Raw genomic sequence first — 22901 nt, forward strand, 5'->3', positions numbered from 1 at the left:
CCATGGACGGGGGTGATCTGCGTCACGCCCCGTGGTCGCGGGGGCCGGCCGGTCATCGCTTGCTGTCCACGACCGCCTTCATCACGGCCTTGGCGATCGGTGCGGCGAGGCCGCCGCCCGAGATGTTCTCGCGCTCGGCACCGCTGTCCTCGACGACCACGGCGACCGCGACGGGGGAGCCGTCGCCCGTCTTGGCGTACGAGATGAACCACGCGTACGGGTTCTTGGCGTTGTTCTCACCGTGCTGGGCGGTACCGGTCTTGCCGCCGACCTTGACGCCGCCGCCGAGCGCCGCCTTCTTGCCGCCGCCGTTCTCGACGACGTTCTCCATCATGTCCTGGAGGAGCTGGGCGTTCTCGCCGGAGAGCGGGCGGCTCATCTCCTGCGGCTTGGTCTTGGAGATCACGTCGAGATTGGGTGCCACGAGCTGGTCGACCATGTACGGCTTCATCAGCTTGCCGTCGTTGGCGATCGCGGCGGCCACCATCGCCATCTGGAGCGGGGTCGTGGCGGTGTCGAACTGGCCGATGGACGACAGGGCGTTGCCCGGCCGGTCCATGGTCTCGTTGTAGCGGGACTTCGCCGCGCGCACCGGGACGTCCAACTCGGCCTCGTTGAAGCCGAACTTCTCCGCCGTCTCCAGCATCTTGTCCCGGCCGACGTCGTCACCGAGCTTGGCGAAGACGGAGTTGCAGGAGACCTGGAGCGCGTACTTCAGCGTCGCGTTCTCGCAGCCGCCCGACATGTTCTTCATCGGCGTGCGGGTGTTCGGCAGGATGTACGGCTCGGGGGTGTCGGTCTCGTCGTTGACGTCCTTGACCTTGCCGTGCTCCAGCGCGGCAGCCGCGGTGACCACCTTGAAGGTGGAGCCGGGCGGGTAGACCTCGCGCAGCGCCCGGTTCAGCATGGGCTTGTCCTTGTTGTCCTTGGAGGACAGCGTGGCCCACGCCTTCTCGTCCTCCTTGGCGCTGCCGGCGAAGGTTCCGGGGTCGTACGAAGGAGTGGAGGCGAGCGCGAGGATCTTCCCGGTCTTGGGGTCCATCGCGGCGACCGCGCCCTTCTTGGAACCCAGGCCCTCGAAGGCGGCCTTCTGGGCGGCGCCGCTCAGGGTCGTGACGACGTTGCCGCCCTTCTTCTCGTCGCCGGTGAACATCGACATCGTGCGGTCGAAGAAGAGCTGGTCGGAGTTGCCGCTGAGGATGCCGTCCTCAAGCTTCTCGATCTGGTTGGCGCCGAACACCTGGGAGGCGTAGCCAGTCACCGGGGACCACATGGGGCCGTTGACGTAGGTCCGCTTGTACGCGAAGTCGTTGTGGTCCGTCTTCACCGAGCCGGTGATCGGCTTGCCGTCCACGATGATGTTGCCGCGCTCGTGGGCGTACCGGTCGATCAGCACGCGGCGGTTGCGGTCGTTGGCGTTCAGCTCTTCGGCGTCCACGTACTGGAGCCAGTTGGCGCGCACCAGCAGGGCGAGCACGAGCAAGCCGCAGAAGATCGCGATCCGGCGCAGTGGCTTGTTCACGGTCGGACCACCTGGGTCATCTCGGCGTCGGGGGACGGGGCGGGCGCGGGGGCCGGGCGGCGCGCGGTGTCGCTGATCCGGATCAGGATGGCGATCAGGGCCCAGTTGGCGATCACGGACGAGCCGCCGGCCGCGACGAACGGCATCGTCATGCCGGTCAGCGGGATCAGGCCCATCACACCGCCCGCGACCACGAAGACCTGGATGGCGAAGGCACCGGAGAGGCCGATCGCGAGCAGCTTGCCGAAGGGGTCGCGGGCGGCCAGCGCGGTGCGCACGCCGCGCTCCACGATCAGCCCGTAGAGCATCAGGAAGGCCATCATGCCGGCGAGGCCCAACTCCTCGCCGAAGCTGGAGAGGATGAAGTCGGAGTTGGCCGCGAACATGATCAGGTCCGAGTTGCCCTGGCCCCAGCCGGTGCCCAGGGTGCCGCCGGCGCCGAAGGACATCAGGGACTGGCCGACCTGGTCGCTCTGCGCCCAGACGGTGTCGGAGAAGGGGTTGAGCCAGGCGTCGACGCGCTGCTGGACGTGGGTGGCGAAGGTGGCGACGCCGACCGCGCCCGCCGCGGACATCAGCAGGCCGAAGACGATCCAGCTGGTCCGCTCCGTGGCCACGTACAGCATGATCACGAACATGCCGAAGAACAGCAGCGAGGTGCCGAGGTCGGTCTCGAAGACCAGGATCAGGATCGACATCGCCCAGACCACCAGGATCGGGCCGAGGTCACGGCCGCGCGGCAGGTAGAGGCCGAGGAAGCGCCGGCTGGCCAGCGCAAGGGCGTCCCGCTTCACCATCAGGTAGCCGGAGAAGAAGACCGCGATGATGATCTTCGCGAACTCGCCGGGCTGGATGTTGATCGGGCCGAGGCTGACCCAGATCCGGGCGCCGTTGCGGGCCGGGAAGAACATCGGCAGCACCAGCAGCACCAGCGCCACCGCCATGGAGATGTAGGTGTAGCGCTGGAGGATGCGGTGGTCCTTCAGCAGCAGCAGGACGCCGACGAAGAGCGCGATGCCGATCGCCGAGTACATCATCTGCTTCGGCGCGTCGGGCGAGAACGAGCCCCAGGCGGCTTCGGCGCGGGCGATCAGGCGGGGCGACTGGTCGAGGCGCCAGATCATCACCAGCCCGAGGCCGTTCAGCAGCACCGCGAGCGGGAGCAGCAGGGGGTCCGCGTACTTGGCGAACTTCCGCACCACCAGGTGGGCGACGGCGGCGAGCAGCGTGATCCCGAGTCCGTAGCCGAAGACGCCGGCGGGCAGCTTGCCGTCGAGGGCGAGTCCCACGTTGACGTAGGCGAACACCGCGATGGCGACCGCGAGGCCGAGCAGCATCAACTCGGTGTTGCGGCGGCTGGGTGCGTCGATCGCGCCGATCGTGGTGGTGTTGGTGACAACGCTCATGGTCGAGAAGGCCCCCTACGGCTGACTACTGCTTTCCGCAGTTCGAGGCGAGCTTCTGCTCCTCTTCCGAAAGCGTGGGGCCCGGGGAGGGAGAAGGCGTGGACGGCTTGTCGTTCTTGTCGTTCTTGCCGGCGGCGTTCTCGTCGGCCTTCGCACGGTCCTGGGCGGCGATGACCTCGGCCGCCACGCGGCGCTCCTCGACCTTCTTGCACGCCGTGGCCTGTGCGGACAGCTCGGTGATCTTCGCGCGCGCCCGGTCCAGGCTGTCCTGGGTGATGGTGCCCTCGACCTGCTTGCGCTGGTAGTCCGGTAGGTACTTGAGTTCGATCTCGGGGTGGTCCTTCTCCACCTTCGAGAGCGAGACCCACGCCAGGTCCTGGCTGATGCCCCGGTAGAGCGCGACGTGGTCGTCGTTGGTGCCGACGTAGTACTGCGTCTGAGTCCAGCGGTAGCCGCCGTAGAGGCCGGCGCCGACCACGGCCAGTGCCAGCACGGTGAAGATCGAGCCCTTCAGCCAGGCGCGGCCGGCGGAGCGGGGCTTGGTGAACGCGTCGTCGCCGTCGGTGGCGTCTGCGTACGCGTCGTAGCCGGTGTCCGGCCCCGGGCCGTCGTAGCCGCCGCCGTCCCCGCTGCCGGGCGGGCCGAAGCCGCCCTGCTGGGGGGCCGGGCGGCCGAGGCCGGACGCGCGGCCGGCGGGCGTCTGCATGGCCCCGCCGTCGTTCAGGGGGTACTGGTGTTCGGCGACGGCGCCGACCACCACCGGGGTGTCGCTGACCTGTCCGGCCAGTCCGTCGTTGGACTCGGCGTCGAGCACGTCGGCGACGATGCAGGTGATGTTGTCCGGACCGCCGCCGCGCAGCGCGAGCTGGATCAGGTTCTGGACGGTGTCCTGCGGGCCCTGGTAGCTGGCGAGGGTCTCCTCCATCGTCTGGTGGGAGACGACGCCGGACAGGCCGTCGGAGCAGACCAGGTAGCGGTCGCCGGCGCGGACCTCGCGGATGGAGAGGTCCGGCTCCACGTGGTCGCCGCTGCCGAGCGCACGCATCAGCAGCGAGCGCTGCGGATGGGTGGTGGCCTCCTCCTCGGTGATCCGGCCCTCGTCTACCAGCCGCTGCACCCAGGTGTGGTCCTGGGTGATCTGGGTGAGCACCCCGTCGCGCAGCAGATAGGCGCGGGAGTCGCCGACGTGGACGAGTCCGAGCCGCTGCCCGGTCCACAGCAGGGCGGTGAGCGTGGTGCCCATGCCTTCGAGCTGGGGGTCCTCCTCGACCATCAGCCGCAGCTGCTCGTTGGCGCGCTGCACGGCCGTGCCGAGGGAGGTGAGGATGTCGGAGCCGGGGACGTCGTCGTCGAGCGTGACGAGGGCGGAGATCACCTCGGACGAGGCGACCTCGCCCGCGGCCTGGCCCCCCATGCCGTCGGCGATCGCGAGCAGTCGGGGCCCGGCGTAGCCGGAGTCCTCGTTGCCCTCGCGGATCATGCCCTTGTGCGATCCGGCGGCGAACCGCAGGGACAGACTCATGTGCACCTGCCCCGTTTGGTGTGCGTCGGGGTACACCCGGTCTCGTGGAGCCACACTGCCCACCCTCCGGTCGGGAGCCCCCACCGGTCCGCTGTCGGAACCGCCTCGGCTCGCTCGCTCCGCTCGCGCGCTGTCATTTGTCCTACTACTTCCGCAGCTCGATGACGGTCTTGCCGATGCGGATCGGCGCGCCCAGCGGAATCGGGGTCGGGGTGGTGAGTCGGGTCCGGTCGAGATACGTACCGTTGGTGGACCCGAGGTCCTCGACGATCCACTGGCCGTCACGGTCCGGGTAGATCCTGGCATGCCGGCTGGACGCGTAGTCGTCGTCCAGCACGATCGTGGAGTCGTGGGCGCGGCCCAGCGTGATCGTCTGGCCCTGGAGCGCCACCGTGGTGCCGGTGAGGGTCCCCTCCGAGACGATCAGCTTGGTGGGCGCCCCGCGCCGCTGGCGGCCGCCCGACTGCTGCTGCCGCTGCTGTTGGCGCTGCGGCGGCGGCGTGGCGGCCTGCTGGCGCGGCTGCGGACGCGTGTCGCCGCCGCGGCGCGAACCGCGTTGCGTGACGCGCGTCCCGAACAGGTCGCTGCGGATGACCTGGACGGCCACGATGACGAACAGCCACAGAACGGCCAGGAAACCCAGCCGCATGACCGTCAGGGTCAGCTCTGACATTGCCCCCGCTTCACCCTTCGGCTTGCCGGTAAACGATGGTGGTGCTGCCCACGACGATCCGCGAGCCGTCGCGGAGCGTAGCGCGGGTGGTGTGCTGCCCGTCCACCACGATGCCGTTCGTGGACCCGAGATCCTGGATCGTGGGGGGCGTTCCGGTCCGGATCTCGCAGTGCCGGCGGGAGACGCCGGGGTCGTCGATCCGCACGTCCGCGTCGGTGCTGCGACCGAGCACCAGGGTCGGACGGGAGATCTGGTGGCGGGTGCCGTTGATCTCGATCCAGCGGCGCACTTGGGCGCCGGGCAGCGGTCCGGGGCTGGCGCCCGGTCGCTGGGTGCCGCCGACGGCGGCGAGGCCGGGGCGGGCGCCCGGCGGCGGTGAGGAGGGCATGGGGGGCGCGCCGGCGGGCGGCCCGCCGGCGGCGCCGCGGGACGGCTGGCCGTAGCCGCCGGGCCCGCCCGGGCCGCCGGGCCCACCGGATCCGCCCGGTCCACCGGGTCCGCCGGGCGTCTGCGACGTGCTCGACGCGAGGGTGCGGCTGCGCACCCGGTACAGCCCGGTGTCGAGGTCGTCCGCCTTCTCCAGGTGGACCTTGATCGGACCCATGAACGTGTAGCGCTGCTGCTTGGCGTAGTCCCGCACCAGCCCGGCGAGCTCGTCGCCGAGCTGCCCCGAGTAGGGGCTCAGCCGCTCGAAGTCGGGCGTGCTCAGCTCGACGATGAAGTCGTTGGGGACGACGGTCCGGTCGCGGTTCCAGATCGTCGCGTTGTTGTCGCACTCGCGCTGGAGAGCGCCGGCGATCTCGACGGGCTGGACCTCGGACTTGAACACCTTGGCGAAGGTGCCGTTGACCAGACCTTCGAGACGCTGCTCGAAACGCTTCAGTACTCCCATCGGGCACCTCCTCCGTGGCTGCCGTCCTGATACTGCTTACTGATCGTATCCACGCGTCGGGAAATCGGCTGGTTCCCCTTGTCTTCCCCGTCGATGAGTGTCACCTCTCACACGGATCGTAGAGGCGGCTCCGTGCCAGTGTCCCGCACCCCGGGGGGACCGGTGCGGAACGGGGACGAACGCCGTCCGGGCGGACGTCCGCGGGCCCGTCGCCACCTGTCCGGGCACCTGCCCGGAGCCGGCTGTCCGATACGTGCCCGTAAGCCGTGCCTGCGTATCCGCTTCCGCTTTCTGATCCGCTTCCGGGGTGGTGGGGCGGTGCGGCGGGCGTCCGCCGGGGCGGCGCGCTGCGTCTCCGAGCCCCCCGCCGCCTCGGACGCCGTCGTCTGTACGGTCCCGTCCCCGGCCCTCGTCCCGGCCTCGCCTCCGCCCCCGTCTCCGCCCTCGTCAAGCGATGTGAATCCACCCTGCGCAGCGTGCTAATCTTCTCGATGTCGCCAGGCAAACGCACCAAACGGTGGGAGAGCCCAGCAACGACACCCAATGCGCGGGTGGCGGAATAGGCAGACGCGCTGGATTCAGGTTCCAGTGCCCGAAAGGGCGTGGGGGTTCAACTCCCCCCTCGCGCACCATACGAAACGAGCGGATCGCTTCAAGCGATCCGCTCGTTTCGTTGTGTCCGGCCTCGGCTCCCGCTCCCGCCCCGCCCCCTTGTGCACTCCGCTGCGGAGGCCCGGTGGTGGACGCGGGTGGGGGGTGTGACGAGTGTCTCAAGCGGCGTGCTCTTGCCTCCACCGGCCGGTGGGGGCCAACGCTCCCGCAGGAAACGGCGGCTTCGTCCAGGCGCGCGGGATCCGGACACGGCCTAGACGATCGTCTCGGTCGGTGGGGACGAAAGTGGGGCGAGGGCGTCGGGGCCGGGTGCCTAGGGTGCCGTTGTGAACGTGGTGATGAAGAGCGGTGCGGCGGTGCGGCGGGCCTGGGGATGGCTGATGGCGCCGGATCCGCCGTCGCCGCGGCAGGGCGCGTTGCCGCTGATGCGCCGCGGCCCGTTGCGGGAGCTGCTGTTCGCCCTGGCCCTGGGCGGGCTCGCGGGGGCGATCGGATGGGCGGCCGACGTGTGGCCGTGGCTGCTCGTGGCGGCGCCCATCGGCGTCTTCGTGCTCGCCCTGCTGCGGCGGCGGCTGCCGGTGCCCGTGCTGATGGCCATCGGCGCCCTCGCCGGGGTGATGCCCGGCTACTCCTTCGTCGTGGTGCCGCTGGCCTGGTCGGCGGGGCGGCGGATCGAGCGGTCCGGGCACGCGCTGCTCGCGTTCACCGCGTCGTACGTCGCCTACAGCGGCGCCGCCCTGCTGCAGCCGGGGAGTGCCAACGCGCCGGTGCTCGCCGTGGTGCTGTCCACGCTCACGTTCCTGCCGATCGCGGTCGTGCCCGGGCTCGCCAGCCGCTACTTCAGCCAGCGGCGGACCCTGCTGCACGCCCTCCAGGAGCGCAATGCGCAACTGCTGTGGGAGCGCCAGATGGTGGCGGACCAGGCCCGGCTGCTGGAGCGGCAGCGGATCGCCCAGGACATGCACGACAGCCTGGGGCACCAACTCGCGCTGATCGCCGTGCACACCGGTGCGCTGGAGGTGGACCCGGAGCTGACCGACCGGCAGCGGGAGGCCGTGGGGGTGCTGCGGAACGCTTCCGTGGGGGCCATGCACGAACTGCGGGAGGTCGTCGGCATCCTGCGGGACGGGGTCGAGGCGGCCGTCGCGCCGGTCGACGAGTCGGGGCGGGCCGCCCGCGGCACGGCCGGCGTCCAGGCGCTGGTGGAGACCGCCCGCAGCGCCGGCACCACGGTGGGGCTGCGGTCCACCGGGGAGCGGCGCCCGCTCGCCGCGGCGGCGGACCACGCCGCGTACCGCATCGTGCAGGAGTCGCTGACCAATGCGTACAAACACGCGCCCGGGGCGTGGATCGAGGTGGAACTGCGGTACGAACCGGACTCGCTCGTCGTGGAGATCGTCAACGGTCCCGCGGTGGAGGGCGCTGCCGGGGAGGTCGTCAGCGGCGGTCAGGGGCTGACCGGGCTGCGGGAGCGGGCGCGGCTCGTCGGCGGGATCGTGCACGCCGGCACCACCGACGGCGGCGGCTTCCGGGTGGCCGGCGTGCTGCCGTACGGAGTGGCCGAAGCGGCGCCTTTCGTCGCGGTGCCCGACGACTTTCCCCGACAGCCCGCGCCGCCGCCCCAGCCCCATGGTGTTCCGGTCATGAACTGGAACGTCGCGGGACAGGGGCCGAGGATGAACGGGATGCACGGGGCCGGCGGACAGGGCAGCCGGATCGGGGCCGTCGGGATCGGCTGCGGGATCTCGCTGGCCGCGCTGGTGCTGCTGGGCGCGCTGACCGTGGTCGGGGGGTACTTCTTCTTCACGTCGCTCGACGACTCGATGGTCACCCAGTCCGAGTACGAGGAGATAGAGATCGGCACGCCGGAGGACGAGGTCCGCGACCGGCTGCCGGACGAGGACTCCGTCTGGGCGTCCGACCTCAAGGGGGGCGAGGGGGAGCCGAAGCAGCCCGAGGGCGCCGACTGCATGGTGGTGATGTCGGAGGAGATGGGCAGCACGTGGGAGAAGGAGCCGGTGTTCCGGTTCTGCTTCAAGGACGGCAAGCTGATCGAGAAGACCTCGTACGAGGTCGTCGTCGACTTCTGAACCCCGGCCGCTGGCCCGGCTGGCCCGGCTGGCCCGGCTGCCGGGGCCTGCGCGTTGGGGATCGCGGGCCGGTGGCGGCAAACTGGTGGGCCGGACCGGACGGTTCGGATGGACACGGCGAGTGCGAGGGTGGCTATGGCGGGGGCGCGGATCCGGGTCGTCATTGCGGATGACGAGCCGTTGATCAGGGCCGGGATCCGGATGATCCTCACGTCCGACCGGGAGATCGAAGTGGTGGCCGAGGCGTCGAACGGTCGGGAGGCCGTCGATGCGGCCCGGTCCCACAAGGCCGACGTGGTGTTGCTCGACATCCAGATGCCCGTGATGGACGGGCTCACGGCCATGGGGGAGCTGCGGCAGGCGGTCCCCGCGACCAAGGTGATCATCTTGACCACCTTCGGCGAGCGGGAGAACGTGCTGCGCGCGCTGGAGTCGGGCGGCGCGGGCTTCCTGCTGAAGGACACCGCGCCGGCGGAGCTGATCGGCGCCGTACGGGCCGCGGTGTCCGGCGACGCGTACCTCTCCCCCGGCGCGACCCGGCACGTCGTCGACCAACTGGCCACCGGGCGGGCGGCGGCCCGCGGCGAGCAGGCGCGGGCGCGGATCGCGCAGCTCAGCGGGCGGGAGCAGGACGTGCTGGCGCTCCTCGGCGAGGGGCTGTCCAACGCGGACGCCGGCCGGCGGCTGCACATGAGCGAGGCCACGGTGAAGACGTACGTGAGCCGGATCCTCGCCAAGCTGGAGTGCGACAACCGGGTGCAGGCGGCGCTGCTGGCGCGGGACGCGGGGCTGGGGCCGGCCTGACCCGTGACCCGTCGGGCAGGTCCTTTTCGTCGCCGTGCGCCTGGACGGAGCGTCGTCGCACTTGCGGCTGCGTTGGTCTCCACCGGGCCGCAGGGGCAAGCACCGAGCACCACTCACCGCGGTGTCTGTTTCACGTGAAACACCGCTCGTTGGGGTGGGATGTGCCGGGCGTACCCGACGTGGCGTTTGTCGGAGTCAGGGGTACCGTCGGGGGACGGACGACACGGAGCGGGGGAGGCGGCGCGCGATGGGCGAGGTCGAGACGGAGATACCGGCGGGCGGCAGACGGATTCCGGTGGTGCCGGGGTTCGCACCGCGCAGGGGCGGACCGACGGCGGCCGGTCGGCCGGCCGACGGGCCGCTGTCGCCCAAGCAGCAGGGCAAGGCGCTGCGGGGCCGCATCCCGCGCTCCTCCCACGACTCCCTGGTCCTGGCGGTCGGCCGGCCCGACGCCGTACGGGCCGTGGAGGAGTCCAGCCGCGGCCGGGTGCCGGAGCTGACGCCGATCCGGGTGGGCCGGATGGCCGCCTCCCCCTTCGCCTTCCTGCGCGGCGCCGCCGGACTGATGGCCCACGACCTGGTCGGCACCCCGGTCACCGGCGTCGGCGCCCAGCTGTGCGGTGATGCGCACGCGGCGAACTTCGGTCTGTACGGCGACGCCCGGGGCGGGCTCGTGATCGATCTGAACGACTTCGACGAGACCGTGACGGGGCCCTGGGAGTGGGACCTCAAGCGGCTCGCCGCCTCATTGGTGCTCGCCGGCCGGGTCGGCGGCGCCGACGAACTGACCTGCCGCGCTGCCGCCTTCGACGCCGTGGGTGCCTATCGGCGCACCATGCGGCTGCTGGCGAAGCTGCCCGCGCTGGACGCCTGGAACGCGATCGCGGACGAGGAACTGGTCTCCCACACCGACGCCCGGGACCTGGCCGGCACCCTGGAGCGGGTGTCGCAGAAGGCGCGGAACAACACCAGCGCCCGCTTCGCGGCGAAGGCGACGGAGGCGGTGACGGACGCCTTGGGCGAGGCGCGGCGGTTCGTCGACGCCCCGCCGGTGCTGCGGCGGGTACCGGATGCGGAGGCCGCGGCGGTGGCCGCGTCGCTGGCGGAGTACCTGACCACGGTGGCGGAGGACCGGCTGCCGCTGCTCGCCCGGTACGCGATCCACGACGTGGCGTTCCGGGTGGTGGGGACCGGCAGCGTCGGCACCCGTTCGTACGTGGTGCTGCTGCTGGACCACCGCGGCGACCCGCTGGTGCTCCAGGTGAAGGAGGCGCGGGAGTCCGCGCTGCTCCCGCACCTGGCGGCGGCCGGCTTCCCGGCGGCACCGGTGGCGCACGAGGGCCGTCGGGTGGTGCTGGGACAGAAGCGGATGCAGGTGGTCAGCGACATCCTGCTGGGCTGGACGACCGTCGAGGGACGCCCCTTCCAGGTGCGGCAGTTCCGCAACCGCAAGGGCAGCGTGGACCCCGCCGAGCTCACCCCCGAGCAGTTCGACGACTACGGGCGGATGACGGGCGCGCTGCTGGCCCGGGCGCACTCCCACAGCGCCGACCCCCGGCTGCTCGCCGGCTACTGCGGCAGGAGCGAGGAGTTGGACGAGGCCGTGGCCGCCTTCGCGGTGCGCTACGCGGACCGTACGGAAGCCGATCACGACGATCTGCTGACGGCGATCAAGAAGGGGCGGATCTCCGCCGAGCTGGGGGTGTGACGGACGGCCCGGGTGCGCCCGTAGGCTGGGCGGGTGACCCAGGACGCACCCGGTGGAGCGATGACCCGGAACGACGAAGCGACGCCCGTCGACCAGACACAGCCGCCCGTCCACGGCGGGGAGACGCCCGTCCAGGACGGGGAAGCGCCTGTCGGGGTCGGGGAGCCGGACGCGCAGGAGCGGCCGGAGGCCCGGCTGGAGAGGGCGGTGTACGCGGCCGAGCACGCCCTGATCGAGTACGAGATCGCGCTGGAGACCTTCCGGGTGGAGGTGGAGAACTTCTCCCGGCTGCACCACCAGAAGCTCGGCCCGGTGTACGCCCGGCTGGACGAGTTGGACGCGCAGATCGCGGAGGCGCGGGCGGCGCGCACCGGTGACCCGGAGGACCTGCGCCGGGCGCAGGAGGCGCGGGCGGCGGTGATGCCGATGCCGGGCGTGGAGGAGTTGTTCCACGGCTGGATGGACTCCGACGGCATCTCGACGGAGGCCACCGCGATGCTCTCGGGCCGCTCGGTGCGCGCGCCCAAGCGGGTGCGGCCGAGCGAGGAGGCCCGTCGGCTCTACCGCGAGCTGGCCCGTAGGGCGCATCCGGACCTGGCGCAGGACGAGACGGAGCGGGCCCGGCGCGAGGAGTTCATCACCCGGGTGAACGCCGCCTACGCCCTCGGCGACGCCGAGCACCTGCGCGAGCTGTCGGCGGAGTGGGACGCCGGGCCGGTGCCGCCGGAGCACCAGTTCAGCGCGGCCGAGGAGCTGTACGCGCGGCTGGAGTGGCTGTCGCAGCGCCGGGAGGGACTCGCCGCCCTCGCCCAGGAGCTGGAGGAGAGCGCGATCGGCTCGATGCTCCGGATGGCGCCGGACGACCCGGACCGGCTGCTGGAGGAGATCGCGGAGCAGCTGTTGGCTCAGGTCGCCGAGCGGGAGCGGGAACTCGCCGGGCTCCTGGAGTAGGTTCTTCCGGTGCCGCCCGAGGGGCGGCACCGCTGTGTGGCGCGTGTGTGACGCGTGCGTGACGACGACGAACGAGACGAGAGGAAGCGTGTGCCATGAGCTTCGCCCCGTTGCCCTCGGTGGCTGCTGACCAGGTGCCGGCCGACGCCCTGGTGTTGGACGTCCGGGAGGACGACGAGTGGCGGGCCGGCCACGTGGAGGGTGCGCTGCACGTGCCGATGAGCGACTTCGTGGCCCGCTTCGGCGAGGTGACCGACGCCGTGGCGGACGGTCGGCGGACCTTCGTGATGTGCCGGGTGGGCGGCCGTTCCGCCCAGGTGACCCAGTACCTGGTGCAGCAGGGCATCGACGCGGTGAACGTCGACGGCGGCATGCTGGCCTGGGAGGGCGCGGGCCGCGCCATCGTCACGGACGACGGGAGCCCCGCGTTCGTGCTGTGAGCGCCGCGGGGAGGCCCTGACGGACGGTTCTCCTGACGGACCTCTCCTGACAGACGGTTCTCCCGGCGGACGGCTCTGGTGGTCGGCTCTCCTGGCGGCCGGCTCTGGCGCTGGGCCTGGCCTGACGGGTCGGCGTCAGGCGGGCGGGTGCGCGGCCAGCAGGTCGCCCAACGCCTCTTCGTGTTCGGCCGCGGGACCGAGGGACAGTTCGAGTTGCTTGGCCCAGGCGTGGTAGCGGTGCAGCGGGTAGTCGGTGTCGGCGCCGAACCCGCCGTGGAGGTGCTGGGCGGTCTGGACGACCCGGCGCACGCCCTCCGATGCCCAGATCTTCGCCACGGCGACGTCCGCGGCCACTGGCAGCAGCCCGTCACCGCTGCCGTCGTTGTCGTTGTCGTTGTCGTGGGCGAGGCGCCAGGCGGCCTGCCACAGCGTGGCCTCCATCGCCCGCAGGTCGATGTAGCGGTCCGCGGCCTGCACGCCGACCGCCTGGAAGGTCGCCAGGGGGAAGCCGAACTGCTCGCGCTTTCCGGTGTAGTCGGCGGTCATCGCGAGGACGCGGGTGCCGAGGCCGAGCGCGAGGGCGCACGTCCCCGTGGTCAGGAGCAGTCGCAGCCACTCCCAGGCGCCTTCGTCCTCGATGAGCCGGGGCTCCCGGACGCGTACCGCGTCGAGGGTCACCTCCGCGTACCGCTCGCCGTTGGTGGAGAACTGCTCGGCGAGGGTGACGCCGTCCTGGTCCGGCGCCACCAGGGCCAGCACGGTCCGCCCGTCGTCGGTGTGCGCGGGCACGGCGATCAGATCGGCCGAGTGCGCCCAGGGCACGGCCGTGTGCACGCCTTCCAACAGCCAGTGCACCGGGTCGGGGCCGTCGGCGTTGGCGTCGGCGCCGTACGGGCGGGCGAGTACGGCGAGTTCGGCCGGGTCGTGGCCGGTGCGGCCGTGGGCCCCGACGGTGAGCACCGACTCGCCGCGGACGACGCGGGGCAGTACGTCCCGGGCCAACTCGGCGCTGCCGTAGCGCTCCACGGCCATGGCGACCGCGCTGGTCTCCAGCAGCGGCACGCGGGCGAGCACCGCGGCGGACTCCCGCAGCGCCAGGCAGAGCGCGACGGGGTCGAGCCCGGCCCCGTCGTACGCGGGGGAGACCACCAGGCCCAGCAGGTCGCTCGCGGCGAGCTTGGCCCACAGGGGGCGGTCGAAGGTGTCCGCCACCGCACCGGGGGTGAGCGCGGGACTCGGTACGCCGTCGGGCGCGACGTCGGAGAAGACCGCCCTGGCCGCTTCGACGACCGCCTGCTGTTCCTCGCTGAAGGTGAAGTCCACAGCCCGTCCTCCCTGCCGTCCCTGCCCACCCTGATCTGACGGACCGTCAAGATAGAGCAGGCGCCCGCAAAAGAACACAGCGAGGCACGGTGGACGAGCGGCGGGCGCCGGAAGTCGGAAGTGGGGGGAGGGGGTGCGGCTCAGCGGTCGAAGTCCAACTCCACCTCCGAGGTCGTCGGGTGGGACTGGCACGCCAGGACGTACCCCGCTTCGGTCTCCTCGGGCTCCAACGCGAAGTTCCGGTCCATGTGGACCTCGCCCGAGACCAGGAACGCCCGACAGGTGCCGCACACCCCGCCCTTGCAGGCGTACGGCGCGTCCGAACGACCCCGCAACACGGTCTCCAGCAGGGACTCGCCCTCCCGCACCGGCCAGCTTCCGGAGCGGCCGTCCAGCGTCGCCGTGAGCGAGGCGTGCGCGGGCGCGGCGGCGCGGACCGGCGGCCGCCCGGGCGCCGAGCCGTCGTCCACGTGGAAGACCTCCTGGTGGATGCGGCTGCGGTCCACGCCGAGCCCGCGCAGCGCCCGGTCCGCGGCCACCACCAGCCCGAGCGGCCCGCACAGGAACCAGCCGTCGACCTCCGACACCGGAAGCAACGACGGCAGCAGCCCGGTCAGCCGTGCGCGGTCCAGCCGCCCGGACGGCAGCCCCGACGCCTGCTCCTCCCGCGACAGCGCCGTCACCAACTGGAACCGGTCCGGATGGCGGTCCTTCAGCTCCGCGACCTCGTCGAGGAACATCGTGGACGCCACGGTCCGGTCGCTGCGGATCAGGCAGAACCGGGCCGAAGGCTCACGGGCCAGCAGCGAAGCCGCCATCGACAGCACCGGGGTGATCCCGCTGCCGCCGACGACCGCGGCGAAGTACCCCGGGCGCGGCGCGAGCCGGAAGCGGCCCATCGGGGGCATGACCTCGACCACGTCGCCGACGGCCAACTCCTTCAGCGCGTACGTCGAGAACTCGCCGCCCTCGACGAACCGGATGCCCACCCGCAACTCGGGCTGCGCTCCGACGGAGGCGGCCGGGGTGCAGATCGAGTACGTACGCCGGATCTCCTCGCCGCCCACCACCCGGCGCAGGGCCAGGTGCTGCCCGGGGGTGTACCGGAAGGCTTCCCACAGTTCGGCCGGCACCTCGAAGCTGACGGCGACCGAGTCGTCCGTGAGCCGGTCGACCGCGCTGACCCGGAGCGGATGGAACATCTACAACTCCTTGAAGTGGTCGAACGGTTCACGGCAGCGGACGCAGCGGCGCAGCGCCTTGCAGGCCGTGGAGGAGAACCTGCTCAGCAACTCCGTTTCGGTGGAGCCGCAGTGCGGACAGCGCACCGAGAGGGCGACCGGCACCGGACCCGCGGGCCGGGGCCCGCCCGCCGTCGCGTCCGACGGGTCGGGCACTCCGTGCGGCCGGGGCGGGGCTATGCCGGACTCGGCCAGCTTGCGGCGCCCTTCGGCGGTGATGTCGTCCGTCGACCAGGCGGGGGAGAGGACCCTGACGACGGAGACCTCCGCCATGCCGTGCTCCATCAGGGCGCGCTCGATGTCCGCGGACATCGTCTCCACGGCGGGACAGCCGGTGTACGTGGGAGTGAGGGACACCTCGACGCGGCCCGGGCCGAGCACCTCGACGCCGCGCAGCACGCCCAGTTCCGCCAGCGTCAGCACTGGCAGCTCCGGATCAGGCACGGCTCCCGCGATCCGCCGCAGCTCGGCTTCCAGCGGGGTGTCGGTCGGCCGGGTTCCGGTCGGTCGGGTTCCGGTCGGTCGGGTTCCGGTCACCATGACGCCCCCGGGTGGCTGCGGTGCAGGTGCTGCATCTCGGCGAGCAGCCGGCCGAAGGGCTCGGTGTGCACGCCCTGGCGGCCCTTGCCCGCCGTCCAGCCGTCGGCTCGCGGGCCGACGGGCACGGTCAGCGTCGCCCGCTTCAGCACCGAGGTCACCGACTCCAACCAGTCGGCCTCCAGGGCGGACGGGTCGACCCCGGTCGGCCCTTCGAGTCCTTCGACGGGCTGGAACAACTCGCCGGTGTACCGCCAGAGGGCGTCGCACGCCGTCTGCATCCGCCGACGGCTCTCCGCCGTGCCGTCGCCGAGCCGGAGCGTCCACTGCTCGGCGTGGTCCCGGTGGTACGCGACTTCCTTGACGGCCTTGGCGGCGAGCGCGGTGAACTCGCTCTCGGAGCGGGCCAACCGCCCGTACAGCAAGTGCTGGTAGGTGGAGAAGTACAGCTGGCGGACGACGGTGTGGGCGAAGTCGCCGTTCGGCTGCTCGACCAACTGGGCGTTGCGGAAGGAGCGCTCCTCGCGCAGATACGCCAATTCGTCCTCGTCGCCCACCAGGGAGAGCAGCACCCGGGCCTGGCCGAGCAGGTCCAGGGCGATGTTGGCGAGGGCGACCTCTTCCTCCAGCACGGGCGCGTGGCCCGCCCACTCCCCCAGCCGGTGCGAGAGCACCAGCGCGTCGTCGCCGAGGGCGAGTGCCGCGGCGGTGGCGGTGGTCGTCACAGGTGCTTCACCCCTTCCGGGATCTCGTAGAACGTCGGATGGCGGTAGGGCTTGTCGGCGGCGGGTTCGAAGAAGGGGTCCTTCTCGTCCGGCGAGGAGGCGGTGACGGCGGTCGAGGGCACGACCCAGATGGACACGCCCTCATTGCGCCGGGTGTACAGGTCCCGCGCGTTGCGCAGGGCCATCTGGGCGTCCGGGGCGTGCAGGCTGCCGGCGTGGGTGTGGGACAGGCCGCGTCGCGAGCGGACGAAGACCTCCCACATAGGCCAGTCCTTCGCCCCGCCCGAAGCGCCGCCCGCAGTGGCGTCCGGGGTGGCGTCCGGCGTGACTCCCGTGCCCTCGGAACTGCTCATGCCGTGGCCTCCCGCACCTCGTCGGTCTGCGTCCGCGGTCCGTTCGCCGGCGGCTCGTTCGGCTGCGTGCGCGCTTGCTTGGCGGCGTGCGCCGCGGCGGCTTCGCGGACCCAGGCGCCCTCCTCGTGGGCCCGGCGGCGCTGGGTGATCCGCTGCTCGTTGCACGGCCCGTTGCCCTTGAGGACGGCCTGGAACTCCGACCAGTCGATCGCGCCGAAGTCATGGTGGCCACGCTCTTCGTTCCACCGCAGGTCGGGGTCGGGGAGGGTGAGGCCCAGGGCCTCGGCCTGCGGGACGCAGATGTCCACGAAGCGCTGGCGCAACTCGTCATTGGAGTGACGCTTGATCTTCCAGGCCATGGACTGCGCCGAGTGCGCCGACTCGTCGTCGGGCGGGCCGAACATCATCAGCGACGGCCACCACCAGCGGTCCACCGCGTCCTGCGCCATCTCGTGCTGCGCGGGGGTGCCCCGGGAGAGGGCCAGCAGCAGCTCGTACCCCTGGCGCTGGTGGAAGGACTCCTCCTTGCAGATGCGGACCATCGCGCGGGCGTACGGGCCGTAGGAACAGCGGCAGAGCGGCACCTGGTTCGTAATCGCGGCGCCGTCCACGAGCCAGCCGATCGCGCCGACGTCCGCCCAGGTCAGCGTCGGGTAGTTGAAGATCGAGGAATACCGCTGGCGGCCGGAGTGGAGCTTGTCGAGCAGCTCTTCGCGGCTGACGCCCAAGGTCTCCGCCGCGCTGTACAGATACAGGCCGTGGCCGGCTTCGTCCTGGACCTTCGCCATCAGGATCGCCTTGCGCCGCAGCGAGGGCGCCCGGCTGATCCAATTCGCCTCGGGCTGCATGCCGATGATCTCGGAATGGGCGTGCTGCGCCATCTGCCGGATCAGGGTCGCCCGGTAGGCGTCCGGCATCCAGTCGCGCGGCTCGATGCGCTCGTCCGCGGCCACGGCCGCGTCGAACACCGCTTCGTACCTCTCCGCGGCATCTGTCGTCACCGCCGGCACCGTCGTCATCCGAACCCCCTACCGACCGATCGTTCGGTTCATTGACTTCAATGGTGAGTCGACGGCCCTTAAGGTGTCAACCCTGTGGATAACCGAGGCTGGTCGGACTGGATCGGGGCGGGATGAACTCCTACGAGGACCGTGTCGAGGGCGAGAGCGAGGACGCGGACGATGCGTCCACCCGGGTGACCGGTCCACAGCCCCCGCCGGCAGAAGGGGCGGCCGAGGCCGATGGGGCCACTGAGGCGCCCGAGCCGACCGCCGCCGCACCGGCACCCGAGCCCGCAGCCGTGCCAGAGCCAGGGCCCGAGTCAGGGCCCGATCCCGCAGCCGTGCCAGAGGCAGGGTCAGGGCCAGGGACCGAGCCCGCTGTCGGGCCGGATGCCGCCGCACCCGAGGCCGCCGCGGAGGCCGAAGCCCCGCCCGCCGCCGGCATCGCCGCGCTCACGCTCCCGTACCAGATCGCCGCCGCCGTGGCCCTCGGCCTCGTCGCGCTCGCCGCCTGCGTCCACCTCGCCGTGACGTTCCTGCACGTCGCGCCCTCCAACACGGTGACGAAGGAGTACGGCAAGCAGATCGACGCCTGGATCTACCCCGAGTTCGAGCAGAACTGGAAGCTCTTCGCCCCCAATCCGCTTCAGCAGAACATCGGCGTCCAGGTGAAGGCCGAGGTCAAGACGGCCGACGGCGAGCTGCGGACCACCGAGTGGATCGACCTCGCCGCCGAGGACGCCGAGGCGATCCGCGGCAACCTCCTCCCCAGCCACACCGAGCAGAACATGTTGCGCCGGAGCTGGGACTTCTATCAGAACACGCACGACGCCCAGAACCGCTCCACCGAGACCCGCGGCCCCCTCGCCGAGAACTACCTGCGGCGGCTCGTGATGCTCCGCCTCGCGGACCGCGACCTCGGGGGTGCGGTGGAGCGGATACAGATCCGGTCGTCGGCGGCCTTCGTGAAGCCGCCGCCCTGGACCGACGAGAAGGTCGACACGACACCCGTCCATCGCGTCCTGCCGTGGTGGAACGTCACCCCCGCCGACCTGCCGCCGGACGCCCGCGACGACGCGGCCGCCGGGGCCCGGACCCGGGGCACGCAAGGCGAGGAGGGGGCGGAATGACCGCGTCGACGTCCAAAGAGCCCGCACCGAACGGGACGGCGTCCAACGGGACGACACCGAACGGGACGACACCGAACGGGACGACACCGAACGAGACGGTGGCCGGCGAAACTGCGGCCGGCGGAATGGCGGCCGGCGAAACTGCGGCCAAGGCCGCCCGACCCCCGGCCAACCCCGGCAAGGCCGCCGAACTGCTCCAGCGGATCACCGCCGCGCCCCTCGGCCCGTACCAGAGCGCCGTCATCCGGATCGGCTTCTCCGCGACCTGGCTGCTCTTCCTGCTCTGGGAACTCCCCAACCGGCACGAGATGTACGGCCCGGACGGACCGTGGAGCTGGTCGATCGGCCGTGAGTTCACCGAGGGCAACGACGCCTTCACCGCGCTCCTGTGGTCGAACAGCACCGTCTGGTTCGAGATCGTCTACTTCGGCGCGATGCTCTCCGCCCTGCTGCTCTGCCTGGGGTGGCGCACCCGGACCATGTCCGCGGTCTTCATGGTCGGCGTGCTCTCGCTCCAGAACCGCTCCATCTTCGTGGGCGACGGCGGCGACAACGTCATCCACATCATGGCGATCTACCTGCTGGTGACGCGGTGCGCCCGCGTCTGGTCGCTGGACGCCCGCCGGGAGGCGCGCACCGAGCCGGACGCGCCCGACCGGGTGGGCCCGGTGCTCTGGGTCGTCACCGGCACCGCCCTGCTCTTCGCCACCCTCCTCAACCGCACCGGGGTCCCCGTCCTGGTCGCCCTGTGGGTGATGTGGCTGGTGTTGGCCCTGTGGTGGTTGGTGAACCACTACGGGCCGCGCAGCCAGGGCCGCATCCTGCTGGACGCCGTCGCCAACCTCGCCCACAACGCCGGTCTCGTCGTGATCATGGCCGAGGTCTGTCTGATCTACGCCACCGCCGGTTGGTACAAGGTGCAGGGCTCGCGCTGGCAGGACGGCACGGCGCTGTACTACCCGCTGAAGCTGGACTACTTCACGCCCTTCCCGGCCCTGTCGGACCTGCTGGCCTCGCACGGCGTGATGGTGATGGTGCTGACGTACGGCACGGTGATCGTGCAGGTCGCGTTCCCCTTCACGCTCTTCAACCGGCGGGTGAAGAACGTCCTGCTCGCCGTGATGATGCTGGAGCACGCCGCCATCGCCGTGGTCCTGGGGCTGCCGTTCTTCTCGCTGGCGATGATCGCCGCGGACGCGGTGTTCCTGCCCACGGCCTTCCTGCTCTGGCTGGGCGTACGGGCGGGGCGCGGCCGGGACCGCGTGCGCGCCCTGTTCCCCTCCCGGTCGGCTGCCACCGCACCCGCCGGAGCCGCGGCAGCGGGGCAGGCCGGCCCGGGCACCGTCCCCGAGCAGCGGCGGGACGGCTCCGAGCAGCCCCGTACGCTCGTGGGGTGAGCACCTACCCAGGCACCAGCCCCGCCAGCGCGCCGTCCGTGGCACCGTCCCCGGCGCCGACCGCGGACGAGCCGGTGCAGTACGACGACGGGTACGGCCCCGAGGTCGGCGTGGGGCCGCACCCGCTGCCCTGGCCCGAGGGCGAGCGGTACGACCGCGAGCTGCTGGCCGGCGGCGACCGCCGCAACGTGGTCGACGAGTACCGCTACTGGACGCGGGAGGCGATCGTCGCCGACCTGGACACCCGGCGGCACGACTTCCACGTGGCCGTGGAGAACTGGGGCCACGACTTCAACATCGGCTCGGTGGTGCGCACCGCGAACGCCTTCCTGGCCCGGGAGGTCCACATCGTGGGCCGGCGCCGCTGGAACCGGCGCGGCGCCATGGTGACCGACCGCTACCAGCACGTGCGGCACCACCCGGACACCGAGTCCCTGACCGCCTGGGCGGCGGCCGAGGACCTGCCGATCATCGGGATCGACAACCTGCCGGGGGCGGTCCCGCTGGAGCGGACCGTGCTGCCGCGCCGCTGCGTGCTGCTCTTCGGCCAGGAGGGGCCGGGGCTGACGGAGGAGGCCAGGACGCACGCGTCGACGGTCTGCTCCATCGCCCAGTTCGGCTCGACCCGCTCGATCAACGCAGGGGCCGCAGCGGCGATCGCCATGCACTCCTGGGTGCAGCGGTATGCCGACGTCCCGGCGCCCTCCTGACCGCCGCGCCCCGACCGACCCCACGCCGCCGACGCGGCCCCGACCGACCCCACCGCGCCGCCGAGGCCCCGACCGGCCCTTGAAAGCCCGCCGCGGCCCCGCCGGGCCCGGCTCTCACGCCTGTCGACGCACCTCCACCACCCGGAAGCGGTTGGACACGAACGCGCCGTCACACAGCGCCGCGTTCGCCGCGGGATTGCCGCCGGAGCCGTGGAAGTCCGAGAACGCCGCCGTCTGGTTCACGTACACCCCGCCCGTCAGATTCAGCGAGAGCTGGGCGGACTCCGTGAGGCACACCTCCTCGATCGCCCGCTCCGTCTCCTGCGAGGTCGTGTACGCCCCGACGGTCATCGCGCCCTGGTCGCGCACGGTGCGCCGAAGCAACTCGACCGCGTCCGCCGTGGAGTCCACCGCGACCGCGAAGGAGACCGGGCCGAAGCACTCGGAGAGGTATGCCGCCGCGTCGTCCGGCTTGGCGCCGTCGAGCTTGACGATCACCGGGGTGCGCACCACGGCGTCGGGGAAGTCCGGGTGGGTGACCTCGCGGGAGGCCAGCGCCACTTCGCCGAGCCCGGCCGCGTCCGCCAGCCGGCCCTTCACCTCGGGGTTGACCAGGGCGCCCAGCAGGGCGTTCGCCCGGGCGTCGTCGCCGAGCAGGCCGCCGACCGCGGACGCGAGGTCGGCCACCACCTCGTCGTACGACTTGTGGCCGGCGTCCGTGGCGATGCCGTCGCGCGGGATCAGCAGGTTCTGCGGGGTGGTGCACATCTGGCCGCTGTAGAGGGAGAGGGAGAACGCCAGGTTCGACAGCATGCCCTTGTAGTCGTCGGTGGAGTCGATGACGACGGTGTTGACGCCGGCCTTCTCCGTGTAGACCTGGGCCTGGCGGGCGTTCGCCTCCAGCCAGTCGCCGAAGGCGGTCGAGCCCGTGTAGTCGATGATCTTGACCTCGGGGCGTACGGCCAGGGCCTTGGCGATGCCCTCGCCGGGACGATCGACGGCCAGGCACACCAGATTGGGGTCGAAACCGGCCTCCGCGAGCACCTCGCGGGCCACCCGTACGGTCAGCGCCAGCGGCAGCACCGCCCGCGGGTGCGGCTTGACCAGCACCGGATTGCCGGTGGCGAGGGAGGCGAAGAGGCCGGGGTAGCCGTTCCACGTGGGGAAGGTGTTGCAGCCGATGACCAGGGCGATGCCGCGGCCCGCGCTGGTGAACGTCTTGCGCAGCTCCAGCGGGTCCCGCTTGCCCTGCGGCTTGGACCAGTCGGCGCTGGCGGGGGTGCGCGTCTGCTCCTGGTAGGCGTACGCCACGGCCTCCAAGCCGCGGTCCTGGGCGTGCGGCCCGCCGGCCTGGAACGCCATCATGAACGCCTGACCGCTGGTGTGCATCACGGCCTGGGCGAACTCGTGGGTGCGGGCGCTGATGCGGGCCAGGATCTCCAGGCAGACCAGGGCCCGCTGTTCGGGCCCGGCCGCCCGCCACGCGGGCACGGCGGCGCTCATCGCCGGCAGCAACACGTCCGGATCCACGTGCGGATACTCGATGCGCAACTCCGGCCCGTACGGCGAGACCTCGGCGCCCGTCCAGCCGTCGGTGCCCGGCTGGTCCAGCTCGAAGCGGGTGCCCTGGAGCGCTTGGAAGGCGGCGAGGCCGTCGGCGGGCGCGCTCTCGCCGTACGCCTTCGGGTGCTCGGGGTGGGGGGACCAGTAGGCGCGGGTGCGGATGGCTTCGAGGGCTTGGTCGAGCGTCGCTCGGTGGCCACTCAGCCGGGTCTCGGTCAGCGTCATGACGGACCAACTCCTCGTCGAGCCGGGCGGGAACAGGCGGACAGGGTTAGAGTAACCGAACGATCGGTCGGTACAA

General features: G+C 71.8%; 20 protein-coding genes and 1 tRNA gene. 9 read left to right on the forward strand and 12 right to left on the reverse strand.

The annotated features are described in order from the left end of the window. Nucleotides 1-52: 52 nt before the first annotated feature. From ACH4E8_RS15670 to ACH4E8_RS15690, 5 genes are all read right to left on the reverse strand, one after another. Nucleotides 53-1522, reverse strand: coding sequence for a penicillin-binding transpeptidase domain-containing protein (locus ACH4E8_RS15670; RefSeq protein WP_398448367.1), 1470 nt, complete (start codon nt 1520-1522; stop codon nt 53-55). Continuing rightward, nucleotides 1519-2928 (reverse strand): FtsW/RodA/SpoVE family cell cycle protein, encoded by a 1410-nt coding sequence (locus tag ACH4E8_RS15675; protein ID WP_361967101.1) that lies wholly within the window; start codon nt 2926-2928, stop codon nt 1519-1521. The genes ACH4E8_RS15670 and ACH4E8_RS15675 overlap by 4 nt, the downstream gene beginning before the upstream one ends. A 25-nt stretch (nt 2929-2953) precedes the next feature. Next, the gene (locus tag ACH4E8_RS15680; protein ID WP_398448369.1) at nt 2954-4450 is read right to left on the reverse strand and encodes a PP2C family protein-serine/threonine phosphatase; all 1497 of its coding nucleotides are present in this window, start codon (nt 4448-4450) and stop codon (nt 2954-2956) included. Between the two features lie 145 nt (nt 4451-4595). Continuing rightward, complete coding sequence (locus tag ACH4E8_RS15685; protein ID WP_398448371.1) at nt 4596-5123, reverse strand: FHA domain-containing protein; 528 nt, start codon at nt 5121-5123, stop codon at nt 4596-4598. Between the two features lie 10 nt (nt 5124-5133). Next, nucleotides 5134-6015: an FhaA domain-containing protein gene (locus ACH4E8_RS15690; protein WP_398448373.1), complete on the reverse strand. Its 882-nt coding sequence runs from the start codon at nt 6013-6015 to the stop codon at nt 5134-5136. Between the two features lie 545 nt (nt 6016-6560). Here ACH4E8_RS15690 and ACH4E8_RS15695 point away from each other — a divergent pair. The 6 genes from ACH4E8_RS15695 to ACH4E8_RS15720 all read left to right on the forward strand — a co-directional run bounded on the left by ACH4E8_RS15695 (nt 6561) and on the right by ACH4E8_RS15720 (nt 12620). Continuing rightward, nucleotides 6561-6647: transfer RNA gene (locus tag ACH4E8_RS15695), tRNA-Leu, on the forward strand. 306 nt (nt 6648-6953) lie between these two features. After that, nucleotides 6954-8717, forward strand: a complete 1764-nt coding sequence (locus ACH4E8_RS15700; RefSeq protein WP_398448375.1) for a sensor histidine kinase — start codon at nt 6954-6956, stop codon at nt 8715-8717. Between the two features lie 135 nt (nt 8718-8852). Continuing rightward, the gene (locus ACH4E8_RS15705) at nt 8853-9521 is read left to right on the forward strand and encodes a response regulator (RefSeq protein WP_398448377.1); all 669 of its coding nucleotides are present in this window, start codon (nt 8853-8855) and stop codon (nt 9519-9521) included. Nucleotides 9522-9768: 247 nt separating this feature from the next. Then, entirely contained in the window at nt 9769-11229 is a 1461-nt protein-coding gene (locus ACH4E8_RS15710) for a DUF2252 domain-containing protein (RefSeq protein ID WP_398448379.1), read from the forward strand. Nucleotides 11230-11262: 33 nt separating this feature from the next. After that, nucleotides 11263-12180 carry a J domain-containing protein gene (locus ACH4E8_RS15715; RefSeq protein WP_398448381.1) on the forward strand — a complete coding sequence of 306 codons (918 nt, stop codon included), beginning with the start codon at nt 11263-11265 and terminating at the stop codon, nt 12178-12180. Nucleotides 12181-12275: 95 nt separating this feature from the next. Continuing rightward, a complete protein-coding gene (locus ACH4E8_RS15720; protein WP_398448383.1) occupies nt 12276-12620 on the forward strand; it encodes a rhodanese-like domain-containing protein in 345 nt (114 codons plus the stop codon). 135 nt (nt 12621-12755) lie between these two features. Here the strand turns inward: ACH4E8_RS15720 and ACH4E8_RS15725 are convergent, their stop codons facing one another. The 6 genes from ACH4E8_RS15725 to paaA all read right to left on the reverse strand — a co-directional run bounded on the left by ACH4E8_RS15725 (nt 12756) and on the right by paaA (nt 17818). Then, entirely contained in the window at nt 12756-13943 is a 1188-nt protein-coding gene (locus ACH4E8_RS15725) for an acyl-CoA dehydrogenase family protein (RefSeq protein ID WP_398448385.1), read from the reverse strand. A gap of 140 nt (nt 13944-14083) precedes the next feature. Then, on the reverse strand, nt 14084-15145 hold the full coding sequence (locus tag ACH4E8_RS15730; protein WP_398448387.1) for a 2Fe-2S iron-sulfur cluster-binding protein: 1062 nt from the start codon (nt 15143-15145) through the stop codon (nt 14084-14086). Beyond that, nucleotides 15146-15724, reverse strand: coding sequence for a 1,2-phenylacetyl-CoA epoxidase subunit PaaD (gene paaD, locus ACH4E8_RS15735; protein ID WP_398448389.1), 579 nt, complete (start codon nt 15722-15724; stop codon nt 15146-15148). Then, nucleotides 15718-16446, reverse strand: coding sequence for a 1,2-phenylacetyl-CoA epoxidase subunit PaaC (paaC, locus tag ACH4E8_RS15740; protein ID WP_398448390.1), 729 nt, complete (start codon nt 16444-16446; stop codon nt 15718-15720). The genes paaD and paaC overlap by 7 nt, the downstream gene beginning before the upstream one ends. Then, a complete protein-coding gene (paaB, locus tag ACH4E8_RS15745; RefSeq protein WP_398449193.1) occupies nt 16443-16709 on the reverse strand; it encodes a 1,2-phenylacetyl-CoA epoxidase subunit PaaB in 267 nt (88 codons plus the stop codon). Before paaB ends, paaC begins: the two co-directional genes overlap by 4 nt. An 86-nt stretch (nt 16710-16795) precedes the next feature. After that, the gene (paaA, locus tag ACH4E8_RS15750) at nt 16796-17818 is read right to left on the reverse strand and encodes a 1,2-phenylacetyl-CoA epoxidase subunit PaaA (RefSeq protein WP_398448392.1); all 1023 of its coding nucleotides are present in this window, start codon (nt 17816-17818) and stop codon (nt 16796-16798) included. A 323-nt stretch (nt 17819-18141) separates the two neighbouring features. Here paaA and ACH4E8_RS15755 point away from each other — a divergent pair, with 323 nt between their 5' ends. Genes ACH4E8_RS15755 through ACH4E8_RS15765 form a run of 3 tightly spaced genes read left to right on the forward strand, consistent with a single transcriptional unit; the run spans nt 18142 to nt 21037 of the window. Then, the gene (locus ACH4E8_RS15755) at nt 18142-18930 is read left to right on the forward strand and encodes a DUF5819 family protein (protein ID WP_398448394.1); all 789 of its coding nucleotides are present in this window, start codon (nt 18142-18144) and stop codon (nt 18928-18930) included. Then, entirely contained in the window at nt 18927-20327 is a 1401-nt protein-coding gene (locus ACH4E8_RS15760) for an HTTM domain-containing protein (protein WP_398448396.1), read from the forward strand. Before ACH4E8_RS15755 ends, ACH4E8_RS15760 begins: the two co-directional genes overlap by 4 nt. Before the next feature lie 38 nt (nt 20328-20365). Further along, entirely contained in the window at nt 20366-21037 is a 672-nt protein-coding gene (locus tag ACH4E8_RS15765; RefSeq protein ID WP_398449195.1) for a TrmH family RNA methyltransferase, read from the forward strand. A 114-nt stretch (nt 21038-21151) separates the two neighbouring features. On the opposite strand, the gene paaN is transcribed toward ACH4E8_RS15765, so the two are convergent. Then, on the reverse strand, nt 21152-22825 hold the full coding sequence (gene paaN / locus ACH4E8_RS15770; RefSeq protein WP_398448398.1) for a phenylacetic acid degradation protein PaaN: 1674 nt from the start codon (nt 22823-22825) through the stop codon (nt 21152-21154). Between the last annotated feature and the right edge of the window lie 76 nt (nt 22826-22901).

This window comes from Streptomyces sp. NPDC017979 (genome assembly GCF_044328175.1).
Lineage (GTDB): Bacteria > Actinomycetota > Actinomycetes > Streptomycetales > Streptomycetaceae > Streptomyces.

What these genes read in the sequence shown, in the direction of transcription:
- ACH4E8_RS15675 (WP_361967101.1), bottom strand. Translation starts at nt 2,928, where the DNA reads ATGAGCGTTGTCACCAACACCACCACGATCGGCGCGATCGACGCACCC.
- ACH4E8_RS15680 (WP_398448369.1), bottom strand. Translation starts at nt 4,450, where the DNA reads ATGAGTCTGTCCCTGCGGTTCGCCGCCGGATCGCACAAGGGCATGATC.
- ACH4E8_RS15685 (WP_398448371.1), bottom strand. Translation starts at nt 5,123, where the DNA reads ATGTCAGAGCTGACCCTGACGGTCATGCGGCTGGGTTTCCTGGCCGTT.
- ACH4E8_RS15690 (WP_398448373.1), bottom strand. Translation starts at nt 6,015, where the DNA reads ATGGGAGTACTGAAGCGTTTCGAGCAGCGTCTCGAAGGTCTGGTCAAC.
- ACH4E8_RS15705 (WP_398448377.1), top strand. Translation starts at nt 8,853, where the DNA reads ATGGCGGGGGCGCGGATCCGGGTCGTCATTGCGGATGACGAGCCGTTG.
- ACH4E8_RS15710 (WP_398448379.1), top strand. Translation starts at nt 9,769, where the DNA reads ATGGGCGAGGTCGAGACGGAGATACCGGCGGGCGGCAGACGGATTCCG.
- ACH4E8_RS15720 (WP_398448383.1), top strand. Translation starts at nt 12,276, where the DNA reads ATGAGCTTCGCCCCGTTGCCCTCGGTGGCTGCTGACCAGGTGCCGGCC.
- ACH4E8_RS15730 (WP_398448387.1), bottom strand. Translation starts at nt 15,145, where the DNA reads ATGTTCCATCCGCTCCGGGTCAGCGCGGTCGACCGGCTCACGGACGAC.
- paaD (WP_398448389.1), bottom strand. Translation starts at nt 15,724, where the DNA reads ATGGTGACCGGAACCCGACCGACCGGAACCCGACCGACCGGAACCCGG.
- paaB (WP_398449193.1), bottom strand. Translation starts at nt 16,709, where the DNA reads ATGTGGGAGGTCTTCGTCCGCTCGCGACGCGGCCTGTCCCACACCCAC.
- paaA (WP_398448392.1), bottom strand. Translation starts at nt 17,818, where the DNA reads ATGACGACGGTGCCGGCGGTGACGACAGATGCCGCGGAGAGGTACGAA.
- ACH4E8_RS15760 (WP_398448396.1), top strand. Translation starts at nt 18,927, where the DNA reads ATGACCGCGTCGACGTCCAAAGAGCCCGCACCGAACGGGACGGCGTCC.
- paaN (WP_398448398.1), bottom strand. Translation starts at nt 22,825, where the DNA reads ATGACGCTGACCGAGACCCGGCTGAGTGGCCACCGAGCGACGCTCGAC.